This window comes from Clostridium weizhouense (assembly GCF_019431045.1).
Classification (GTDB): domain Bacteria; phylum Bacillota; class Clostridia; order Clostridiales; family Clostridiaceae; genus Clostridium; species Clostridium weizhouense.
This window is the reverse complement of the sequence record NZ_JAHXPT010000006.1, coordinates 164,303-175,938: the sequence shown is the minus strand read 5'-3', so window position 1 is coordinate 175,938 and position 11,636 is coordinate 164,303. Positions and strand designations below refer to the sequence as shown.

8 protein-coding genes are annotated in these 11,636 nt (G+C 28.3%); 1 reads left to right on the top strand and 7 read right to left on the bottom strand.

Translation table 11 applies throughout. The features are described from left to right. The first annotated feature begins 13 nt into the window (after positions 1-13). Complete coding sequence (locus tag KYD98_RS09405) at positions 14-1,546, top strand: flotillin family protein (RefSeq protein WP_258049718.1); 1,533 nt, start codon at positions 14-16, stop codon at positions 1,544-1,546. 178 nt (positions 1,547-1,724) lie between these two features. Here the strand turns inward: KYD98_RS09405 and KYD98_RS09400 are convergent, their stop codons facing one another. The 7 genes from KYD98_RS09400 to galU all read right to left on the bottom strand — a co-directional run bounded on the left by KYD98_RS09400 (position 1,725) and on the right by galU (position 11,332). Beyond that, entirely contained in the window at positions 1,725-2,396 is a 672-nt protein-coding gene (locus KYD98_RS09400) for a transposase (protein WP_258049717.1), read from the bottom strand. 267 nt (positions 2,397-2,663) lie between these two features. Beyond that, positions 2,664-5,507 (bottom strand): hypothetical protein, encoded by a 2,844-nt coding sequence (locus tag KYD98_RS09395; RefSeq protein ID WP_219779519.1) that lies wholly within the window; start codon positions 5,505-5,507, stop codon positions 2,664-2,666. Between the two features lie 322 nt (positions 5,508-5,829). Beyond that, positions 5,830-6,993: a cell wall-binding repeat-containing protein gene (locus KYD98_RS09390; protein ID WP_219779516.1), complete on the bottom strand. Its 1,164-nt coding sequence runs from the start codon at positions 6,991-6,993 to the stop codon at positions 5,830-5,832. Positions 6,994-7,067: 74 nt separating this feature from the next. Further along, the gene (locus KYD98_RS09385; RefSeq protein WP_219779514.1) at positions 7,068-8,558 is read right to left on the bottom strand and encodes a hypothetical protein; all 1,491 of its coding nucleotides are present in this window, start codon (positions 8,556-8,558) and stop codon (positions 7,068-7,070) included. A 252-nt stretch (positions 8,559-8,810) separates the two neighbouring features. Then, positions 8,811-9,506 (bottom strand): hypothetical protein, encoded by a 696-nt coding sequence (locus KYD98_RS09380; RefSeq protein WP_219779512.1) that lies wholly within the window; start codon positions 9,504-9,506, stop codon positions 8,811-8,813. 265 nt (positions 9,507-9,771) lie between these two features. After that, positions 9,772-10,335: a VanZ family protein gene (locus tag KYD98_RS09375; RefSeq protein ID WP_219779570.1), complete on the bottom strand. Its 564-nt coding sequence runs from the start codon at positions 10,333-10,335 to the stop codon at positions 9,772-9,774. Positions 10,336-10,453: 118 nt separating this feature from the next. Then, on the bottom strand, positions 10,454-11,332 hold the full coding sequence (gene galU, locus KYD98_RS09370; RefSeq protein WP_219779510.1) for a UTP--glucose-1-phosphate uridylyltransferase GalU: 879 nt from the start codon (positions 11,330-11,332) through the stop codon (positions 10,454-10,456). Between the last annotated feature and the right edge of the window lie 304 nt (positions 11,333-11,636).

The window sequence follows — 11,636 nt, the reverse complement described above, 5'->3', positions numbered from 1 at the left end:
GAGGAGACATAAAATGCAAGCCCTAGAAATGATTTTTTCAAAAGCAAGTATTATTATTCCTATTATTATAATAATACTCTTAGTTCTTTCATTCTGGCGTAAAGTTCCAACAGATAAAGCCATGGTTATAACAGGTATAAAAAAAAGAGTATTAACTGGTAAAGGTGGATTTATAATTCCAATCTTTGAAACTTCTTGTGTTATTTCACTCGAAAATATTTCAATGACAACTGATGTAAAAGAAGCACCTTCTCAACAAGGTATTTTTGTTGATGTTACTGGTACTGCTGTAGTAAAAGTTGAAAATCAGACTGAAAGTATATATAAAGCAGTTGAACAGTTTTGTAATGGAAATGCTGATAATACCACTGGTGTAATTAGAGCAATGGTTGAACCTGTTCTTGAAGGACGTTTAAGAGGCATAGTTTCTACAATGACAGTTGAACAAATCAATAATGATCGTTCTGCATTTGAGAAAAAAGTAGAAGAAGATATTAAACGTGAACTTAGTGAAATGGGACTTGAACTTATTTCTTATTCAATACTGCAAATTTCAACCCAAGGTGGATACCTTGAAAATAGAGCTAGACCACAAGTAGCTCAATCTAAAGCAGATGCTGAAGTTGCTGAAGCTGAAAGAAAAAGAGATACAGATATAAAAACAGCTGAAGCTACTAGAGAAGGAGAAAAAGTTAAACTTGCTGCTGATGCTGAAGTTGCTGCTGCTGAAAGAGATAAATGCATAAAAGTTGAACAATTTAGGGCAGAGCAAGATAGAGCAAAAGCTGAAGCTGATATAGCTTATAGTTTAAAAGAAATAGAAAAACAATCAGAAGTTGAAATACAAAAAGCAACTCTAGCAGAACAAGAAGCCATAAGAGTTGAAAAAGAACTTATTGCTAAAGTTGAAAAACCTGCTGATGCTGAAAAACGTAAAATTGAAATATATGCTGAAGCAAATAAAATTCAATCAATAAAAGAAGCTGAAGCTGAGGCTGAAAAAATCCGAATTCAAGCAATTGCAAAAGCTGAAGCCAAGAAAATTGAAGCTGAGGCTGAATCTGAAGCCATAAGAATGCGTGGAGAAGCTGAAGCATCATCAATTAAAGCAAAAGGGATTGCAGAAGCTGAAGCTAAAGATAAAATTGCAGATGCTATGGCTAAATATGGTGATGCTGCACTAGTAGAAATGCTTATTTCAAGACTACCTGAAATAATGAGTGAAGTAGCCAAACCAATGTCTAATATAGATAAGATTACAGTTATAGATACTGGAAATGGTAAATCTGGAGCATCAAAAGTTGCAAAAACAGTAACAAATGTTGCTGGTACTGGTTTTGAAGTGCTAAAAGATTTAACTGGTCTTGATGTTTCAGAAATGCTTAAATCTTTTGTAGATAAAGATAAACATATTATTCCAAATAATGATGATAAACAAAATATTGATCTAACCAAAAATAATGATAAAATTAAAAATAGTAATATTAATCATAATGATCATATCAAACAAAATCAAGATACAGACAATACAAATAGAGATATATAAAAAAATTGCTAAACGGCTATAGAGTGTGGATTTTTTCATCCATGCAGTACTTTTCACCCCTCACATTTTCATCACTTTTATAGATTTTACCAATTTCACTACTTTTTTTACCCCAGGGGTACCCCTGGGGTAAATTTAAGATAAAAATAAAAAAATACTATATTTTTCTCCATATTTACTAACCAAAATTATTATTACAAACTTTATCAATTCCACTTTCTACAAACATTTTATATATTTCATATTTATTTTCTTGATTAAAATATCTCCAGATAAAATTAGGATTTATTAATCTAAGTTTACCACTATAATTATCTTTATTTGAGAAATTTTTATATTCAACTTTGTTATTATTATTTTCAAAATATTTTTTTATTTTTACAAACTGTTCAGAATCCATGCTCTTTATAAAAAATCTATAACTTGACTTACTATAGTCCTCAGGTTTGTTTACGATTTTAGCTTTCACTGGATTTAAATGTATATATCTGCTTGTTTCAAGTAATTGAATATCATTTTTTATAATCTCTGAATGATATCTTCCTTGAAATAAATGACCAGTACATTCATATTTCTTATTAAAATACATAGCATAACTACTACTTATTCTTCTTATAAAATCACCTAAAGGTCTACTTCCAGTCCTTATCATAATATGTATATGATTAGTCATAAGGCAATAGCATATTATTTCATATTTATCTTCATTGTAATAATGAAGTGATTCCTCTACTAAATCCAAATACTTTTCAAAATCTTCTTCTTCCTTAAAGATAATCTCTTTATGATTTCCTCTTGTTGTTACATGATACATAGCACCTTCATACCATATTCTTTTAAGTGTTGGCATAAAATTAACCTCCTAAATAAATTTATCTTACTTAATATAAAATATAAAAATCCAAAATAAATATAATTTTTTAACGAATAATTTATAATTTGGAATTTTAAATTTATACTTAAATCTATTTATCTTAATCCTTGCCAATTAAAATAAAAAAATGCATCCCAATTTTAATTTATCCCCTTATATACCCCTGGGGTACCCCAGGGGTATATAAAAAGATATCATGGAATATCAGTGAGTGGGAATATCAGGAGTGTAGTTATATATTTTTTAATACATTTCTCCTGATGCATTTAATTCATGTCCATCAATACTTGTACTATATGCCATAATCCCATTTGGATACATATAATACCATCTTCTGTCTATCTTTTGCCATCCTGTAGCCATCTCTCCAGTATCTTTCAAATAATATAATTTACCACTTAAATACATCCAGCCTATCTGCATTACTCCATATTCACCTAAGTAATACCATTTTTCATCAAGTTTTAACCACCCTGTTTGCATTACTCCATATTCATTCATATAATACCATCTATTATCAACACTAACCCATCCAGTTACAATCAATCCATTATATAAAATTTGCCACTTACCATCTGATAACTGCTTCCATTTTATATTAGCTGAAGTATATTTATTATAATTTGTATCTGTTCCTATCATTCTTAGGTTGCCATTATTTCCTTGGAAATTACCCATTTCATCATTATTACCTAATATACTTCCCCCTGTGATTAAATTGTTAGAAGTAATATCTCCATTAATGTCATCATTTGTATTAATTGCATTGTCATCAAAACCAGAATTTACAACAGCCCCATTAATTGGTGTTTTACTCAAAACATAATCTGAGCAATGTGTAATTATAAATACTGCTTTGCCATCTTTAACATTAACATTAGATGAAACTAATTCTAACACATTTTTTGAAGGATTATAGTAATATAAATATCTATCACTTCCATCAAATTCTTCCCCAACTTTAATCTCTACTTTTGCTTTTCCTGGTAAGATACCATTATAGTTAAAATAAATATTAGCAGTATCTGCACCATTTGTTAGTCTATTAATTTTTGATGCATTTGAAGAATTATTCTCTACTTTTGAGTTAAAATTCGTCTTCATTTTAGATATATTAATTAAATCATTGGTATCAAAATTCCATGTACAATTACCTGATTCTATAACCAAACTCTTATAAGAATATTCCTTAACCAATAGAAACATCTCTTTATCAACATTTGGACTATATGAAGCATTAACATACATTTTTTCTTCACTTAATTCATCTGAATCAATTTTACCATTATCAAAATCATCATCAAAATCACTTTTCTTTGAACTTGAAGAAGAGCTTGAATACTTTTCATCAATAGAAGATGTCCTATCACTTGTTTTAGTTTCGTTTAAACTCCCTGATAATGTCACCCTTACTTTTATATAACAATCCTCATCAGATCTTTTAAGTTTATATTCACTATCAGTTGCTCCTGATATTTCTTTATATTCCCCATCTCTTTTACTTGATCTTAACCATTGATAGGATGTCTTAGGTTTAACTGATGGTTTATTATTATAATTTAATTTTGCTGTTAAGGTCTTTCCTACTCTTTCTGTTCCAGATATATAAACTGATTTTAATGTGCTTGTTGATGCACCAGGATCAGTAGGATATCCACCATTTCCTGGGTTAGTACCTGCTTTAAATGGTACATAGTGTATTATTATTTTAATTGCAGAATCATCACTTGCACCTGCATATTTAAAATAAATACTGCTATCACGTGGCTCTTCTTCATATTTAGGTACACCATTTTTATTTGCAGCCATAAAATAATTTATTGTCGCAGTATTTTCACTAAGATCTATAAAATTAGTTCCTGTAAAACTGTATGCTATTTGGTTATTACCTTTAATATTATTTTTAATTACAAGACCAAACCATTTATTAAGTGTTTTATTTGTATTTGATCTTTCACATATCCTTAATTCTTCACTTGCTGTAACAGTTATTTGATATTCATGCTTGCTACCAGTAACTTCACTCAATTTAAGTTTTTTATAATTTTCTCCCTTATCTAAAGAAAAAGTATTTATTGTTGGTGCGCCTAGTATTCCACTTTCTATATCTTCTCCTGGAACATTACCTGGATTTTCTTCACCATTATCACTAGGGTTTTTTCCATTATTGTCGTCAGAATTCCCCTTATTATTTTCTCCTAGCTTACCCCCTTGATTATCTTCATTATTCTTTTTCTCATCATTGCTTCCTGAAATTTCCCTACCTATTGCTTCTGGATTATCTTTATTATTTCCATCTATAACTTTAGCTGGATTTTGTCCTCCATCATTTTTTGAAGTTTCTTCACCTATTACTTCTGGACTTTCTTTGTTATTCTCATCTGAAACCTTAGATAAATTTCCCTCTCTATTATTTTTTGATTCTTCTTCACCCTGTATTTCTGACAATTTTTTTCCATTCTTTTGTGCTTGAACTTTATTTTCTCCATTTCCTGAATACCCTTTTTGAGTATCTTTTAGATTATTTTCTAAATTATCATTCAATGCTTCTACTGAAGATCTATTCATTTCTAAAGTTTTATAATTTTTAAGAATTTTATTCTCTATAGCTTGTCCTAAAGCTTTATCTGGATTTTCTGTACACTTTTCATTCAAAACTTGTCCTGAACCTTTGTCTAGATTTTCTGTAAAATCTTCATTTAAAGTTTGTTCTAAATTCTCCTTAAAATATTTTCTATTATATTGATCTAAAAATTTATTATGTTGATATTCTGTTTTGGCATTTCCCTTTTTATTTAAACTATTCTTTATTTGACAAGTCTTACTATCATTTGTATTACCAATTAGGCTTTTTTCTAAACTAAAATCCACTGCATTATCTGAATGTATATCTTTATTTACACATTTATTTTGATACATATCTAAATTTACATTCTTAGCAGCATATGTATCACTTGTCATATTTGCATAAGCACTATATCCATAATTTCCCATTAAATTTCCCCAATCACTAAATTGCATAACTGTAACTGTAGACAAAATAATAGCAATTGTTTTTAGGCTCATCATTCCTCTCAAATTTCTCATAACTCGAAATTCCTCCTTTACACAAACAGAATTATTCCTCTTAAAATAAAATTTACCACTCCTTTAAAAATTAAAAACCATGATTCTAAAACATGCATCTTTTATACCTTAAATGACTCTCTAGTTTTCTAATTTAAAAATAATAGTCTTTCACAATGCTAATCTTATACAAACGTTTTCATTTTAAAGATAAATAACCTATATAAATAATTATAATACCAAAATGGTAAAAAATGCACCCCTTATACTGTAAATTATTCCAAAATCACTTAACATAATAGTAAAAATACCCCAGGGGTACCCCTGGGGTATAATAAAAATTTTATTTAACTGTTACTGTATATGTGATAGGTTTTTCATATTTAACTTCCCCATCTTTATACTTACGGATAACTACTTTTACATTTACAACAGATTCTTTTTTATTAGGATTTGTTTTAATTGTACACTTTCCATCCTTTACTTCTAAATAAGCATCTGTTTTATCTGAATTAGTAACATATAAATCTTTTGTTACATAATAGTCTTCTTTTTGCTCACCTTTATATTTAAGGTCAGAACTAAATCCTGTATTAAATACAAATTCACCATTATTATCAAATTTTGCTGTATAATTATTTTCTGAAGTTTTTTGAAGCTCATATTTACTATCAGCGTTGATATTAAGTTTTAAATCTTGAGAATAGTTCTTTTCAGTTGATGAATCATTATGATGATGTGATCCACCACCACCTCCGCCACCATGTGTTCTTTCTTCGTCTTTATTGTCGCCATCTTTTTTATCTTCAGTTGTTTCTGATGATTTATTTACAGAGTTACCTGCTGCATCAAATGCTTTTTCTACTTTTGGAGTTGTTCCAACTGCTGCACCATCTGCACCAAATGTATAAACTTTGTCTCCAATCATTACATTTCCTGTTAACATTGCTCCTGTTGTTGATGCTAATACATATACTTTTCCATTAACTTCAACAACACCTGTTTGCATTGCTCCTGAAACATTTGTATAATACCAAGTTCCGTTATCATTTATCCAACCTGTTTTCATTCCGCCCCATGGTTGTAAGTAGTACCAAGTTCCATTGTCATTTGTCCAACCTGTCTTCATTCCACCCCATGGTTGTAAATAATACCAATTTCCATTATTATTTAACCAACCAGTTTGCATTGCTCCTGAACCATTTGCATAATACCAAGTTCCATTATCATTTATCCAACCTGTCTTCATAGCTCCTGATGCTTCTGTGTAGTACCAAGTTCCATTATCATTTACCCAGCCTGTTTGCATAGTACCATTGTCATCAAACTTGTACCATTCTCCATCAATAGCTTTCCATCCTGTAGCTGTTGTTCCACTTTCAGTCCAACTCCAGTTATTACTATTATCTTGTCTCCATGCTGCTGATGCTGCTACTGGAGAAACAGTTGATATAGTTGCTGCTGCAACTGCAACTGCTACTATCTTCTTCAATTTTAGACTCTTCATTATTATATAATCCTCCTCATTACAATACCCCAGGGGTACCTCAGGGGTACCCCTGGGGTATTGTTATTATTACACTATTTTTTTATCTTTCTTTTAAAAGAACATTTACCCAAAATATTATCAATGTTAGGTATCACCAAAATTAATCCTAAAATAAATAAAATCAAGCTACATTTAGATAAATTTATTAAAAAATAACTCATCACACTAGAAACTGCTTCTTTAAAATATATAGTGTTGATATTTACCTTTTCATAAACTTTTGAAATGTATATACCAAAAAATCCTGCTGATAAAATTATTCCAGCTAATATAAATCCAATAGATGTGTATTTTAATATAGAATTAATATCTCTTTTATTTACTAAAATTAATATTCCTATAAATAAGATAGGAGATAAAATAAACACTAAATTAAATCTATTAAATATTGAAGTTATTTTAGCTGCAATCTTAAGAACATTAGATTGCATTAATCCGTTTATATTTATCTTTTCAAACTCTTTATCTATAATAGCCCCTGCTTCATCTAATAACTTATTTGCTATATTATCAATCTTAGCTTGTACTGATGTAGACATATCTTTTCCATCATCTAATTTATTGTTAGATTTTGAAACTTCATTATTATCCTTGTTACCTGAATCAACTGAATTATCAGTTCCATCAGATTTCACAGAATCTTGTCCACTATTATTCCCTGATGATTCACTGTTTTTGTTACTAGATGAATTATCCTCATCAATATATCCTTCATCTTCTAACATTCTCCATACATCATCTTCAGTTAAACCTTTTTCAGCAAGCTTTTGTCTTGCCTGAGCCTCAGATAAACCCTTTTCTCTTAACATAGCTCTTCCTTGTGCTTCTAATTCAGCTCTAGATGCTAACTTTTCAGCTAATATACACTCATCCTTACATGATGATTTTTCTTTTAAAACAACCATATTATCAAATGTTGGCTTTTGCTTAGCATAAGACACATTATCAAAATCTGATTTTTTTGTATAAACCATATTATCAAGATTTAAGTTTTTATTAGACTTTATAATTCCATCATAATTAAGTTCACTTTTAACAGAAACTACATTATAAGCTTTTAAGTTATTACCATATGATACTGCATTAGTGTCATACATATTATTTGGAGCGACAAAAGATAAGTCCTTACCAAGTGAAGTATTCCCAGAAATAAAAGACTTTAATACATCTTTTACCCTATCCTTATATATATCAGTATTTACAGAAGGAGCAGTATTCTCACCAGTTTTTAAATACAATATAACATTCTCAATTGCATTATCAGCTTCTTTTTTGATATCATCCTCTGTAACTATAGATTCCTTAATATCAATATTTACACCCTTGGCACTTAATACAGAATCTATTTTTTTATATACAGACTCTGTAACCTTTTTATAAGTATTATTTTCATTAAATATATTTACATAAGTATTCTTATTTAACACAATACTATTCACAAATATAGATACTACGCCAAGCATAATACTAAACATTAATAATATCCCTAGAATAAAATTAATACATCTCTTGTTTTTTTTCATCTTATGTATTAATGCCTCCTTAAGCCTTATAATTATTTAAATCACTAACTATAGCTCACTAGTTAAAATTTTAACCCTCTAAATCATATATTAATTTTAAAAGTCTACTAAATATAAAACTAATCAACTATAATACTTAAGCATAATCATAAGATTTTTTAGACTTTGAATTTTAAATTTACTAGATTTAAACATAGAATTATCATTAAAAGTAATTATTACTATTCTAACTATTGCTTTTAATTAAAAAATCTATTTATTTTCAGCTCTAGCTTTATCTACAAAACCTTTTATTGTTTCAACATTTGCTTTTTTAAGAATATCTAAAAGATCAGTAACATTTTTAAAAGTAACTTGACCAGTTATCTCTCCATTTTTTTCAACAGATAAAGTTGTTAAACCATCCTTATTCTTACCAAAGCTTACATAATATCCGTTAAACATTGTATGTTTTACTAAATCTAAAGCAATCTTTTCTTTATCTTCTCTATATTGACCGTTAGTTTCATTATTAATTGTATTTATAAGATCTTCAGTAATTGCTATAACAGTATCATAGTCTTCTTGTGTCATTTCAGCTAACATTTTATTTCCATTGCTTGCTATATTTCCATCTTTAGATATCATACCTATATATTTCTTAAATGCTTTATTATCTTTATATTTTTCATATAAGTTATGCTTCTTTATTTCAGCTTTTATATCCTTTGTATTTGGAATAAGTGTTCCAACAGTTGTATTTTTATTAAATTCTTTATCGCCTATGTGAACTGTTTCACCTTTTATAATTTTTTTAGCTAATTCTTTCATTACCAATGTATCATTATACTCAACTTTCACATCTGGATCATTAACCTTTACATTATCTGCTGCAAATGCTGTAACTGATACAGAGCAAGTCATAGCTAATGTAAGAGCTCCTATTGATAATAGTTTTTTCATTTTCATTCTTATTCTATCCCCTTCCAATTTATAAAATATGTAGCCTTTTCTAAAGCAAAATTCCACAAAATTCACCTATTGTAATTTAGTACTACATATAGATATTTTATACTATTTTAATTTTAATTACAACTTATGCTATAATATATTTATTAAGGATAAATTTATAAAATTTTTACAAAATAATAAGTATTATAAAACAATAAATAAATAATTATTTACTAAAATAACCAAAACAACACAACAAAAACCTTTTATTAAAATCATTTTTCTAATATTTTCTTTTAAACGCATGAAATAATAGCATCCCTATAATTCCACCACAAAAATCTATAACTACATCAATGACACTTGAATTCCTTCCTGGAATATATAATTGAAAAAACTCATCTAAAACTGCTGAAAGCAAGACTATAAATAAACTATAGATAATGACATTATTCTTTTTAACATGAAAAGAACAAAATGTTAGAGCAAGTACAATAGACAATAGAAAAAACTCGAATCCATGAGCACATTTTCTAATAATAAGATTAAGTTCATCCTTTGTAAGCTTATTATTTAACTTATTAGCCAATTTATCACTTAGATTATCAACTAATTCATCACTAAATAAATTCTTACCTAATATATTATTAACTTTACTTTCATTTATTACTGTAACCACATTATCTACTAATTTGTGGCTTCTTTCATTGGATGAACTTCCTGTTTGACTTGAGTTAAAAAATATAAATCCTAAACTCAAAAAACATAAAAGACTTAAAAATATACCTTTTTTTATAACAATCAGCCCCCTTATAACCAAGCTGTTATACCTAGACTCTCCTAACATATACACACATATCCCCCTACATATACCCCAGGGGTACCCCTGGGGTATATGTAAGTAATATATTGGTATATACATAGTAATATGTAGGATAATATATGAGGCACCCCTATGAATAATATTAAAGATTATTTAATATATTTTGCAAGTATTCTGTAAAATCACCCTTTAAATCTTCTTTTCTTAATGCGTATTCTACAGTTGCTTGTAAATATCCAAGCTTATCCCCAACATCATATCTTCTTCCCTCAAAATTATAAGCATACATAGCTTCTTCATTTATAAGTTCAAGTAAAGCATCAGTAAGTTGTATTTCATTCCCTTTTCCTGGTTTAGTTCTATCTAATATCTCAAATATCTTTGGAGTAACAATGTATCTTCCTAATATTGCTGTATTAGATGGAGCCTCTTCAACTGAAGGTTTTTCAACTAATCCCTTAACTTTGCATACTCTATCCTCTATCTCTATTCCATCAACAATTCCATATTTACATACATCTTCAGCTGCTACAGATTGAACACCTAAAATGCTTGTATTATATTCATCATAACAATCAATAAGTTGTTTTAAGCAAGGAGTTCCTTCATTATATACAATGTCATCACCAAGAAGAATTGCAAAAGGTTCATTACCAACAAAAGTCTTTGCACAATTAATAGCATGTCCTAATCCTCTAGGTTCTTTTTGTCTTATATAATGAATATCAACCATATCAGATATAGTTTGAACTAAATGTAATAATTCTTTCTTATTACTCTTTTCAAGTTCCATTTCAAGCTCAACAGATTTATCAAAATGATCTTCTATACATTTTTTATTTCTACCTGTTACAATAAGTATTTCTTCTATTCCTGAAGCAACAGCTTCTTCTATAATATATTGAATTGTAGGCTTATCTACTATAGGAAGCATTTCCTTAGGTTGAGCCTTTGTTGCAGGTAAAAATCTTGTCCCTAAACCTGCTGCAGGAATTATAGCTTTTCTTATCTTTTTGTTCATATGTATCTCCTATCAACTGATTATTAATTTCAAAGTTTTTTGTTAAAAAAATATTATCATATTCATTATATATATATGTTGCAATATAATTCTTACAATAAACTTTTCAATTTAATCTGAAATTGTATTTAAAAATATAATTTAAATAAATGTAGAATTTAAATCACAATATATATATTATTTTTTAGAATATAAATTATAATACAATTATTAATATAACATAAAACATCTCCAAATAAAACGAATTTTTACATATTTATTCCATAAATTCTCAGTATTTACCCCTGGGGTACCCCAGGGGTAT

Bases quoted from the DNA above. Each gene is read 5' to 3' on its own strand.
- KYD98_RS09405 (WP_258049718.1), top strand. From the start codon at position 14: ATGCAAGCCCTAGAAATGATTTTTTCAAAAGCAAGTATTATTATTCCT.
- KYD98_RS09400 (WP_258049717.1), bottom strand. From the start codon at position 2,396: ATGCCAACACTTAAAAGAATATGGTATGAAGGTGCTATGTATCATGTA.
- KYD98_RS09395 (WP_219779519.1), bottom strand. From the start codon at position 5,507: ATGAGAAATTTGAGAGGAATGATGAGCCTAAAAACAATTGCTATTATT.
- KYD98_RS09390 (WP_219779516.1), bottom strand. From the start codon at position 6,993: ATGAAGAGTCTAAAATTGAAGAAGATAGTAGCAGTTGCAGTTGCAGCA.
- KYD98_RS09385 (WP_219779514.1), bottom strand. From the start codon at position 8,558: ATGAAAAAAAACAAGAGATGTATTAATTTTATTCTAGGGATATTATTA.
- KYD98_RS09380 (WP_219779512.1), bottom strand. From the start codon at position 9,506: ATGAAAATGAAAAAACTATTATCAATAGGAGCTCTTACATTAGCTATG.
- KYD98_RS09375 (WP_219779570.1), bottom strand. From the start codon at position 10,335: ATGTTAGGAGAGTCTAGGTATAACAGCTTGGTTATAAGGGGGCTGATT.
- galU (WP_219779510.1), bottom strand. From the start codon at position 11,332: ATGAACAAAAAGATAAGAAAAGCTATAATTCCTGCAGCAGGTTTAGGG.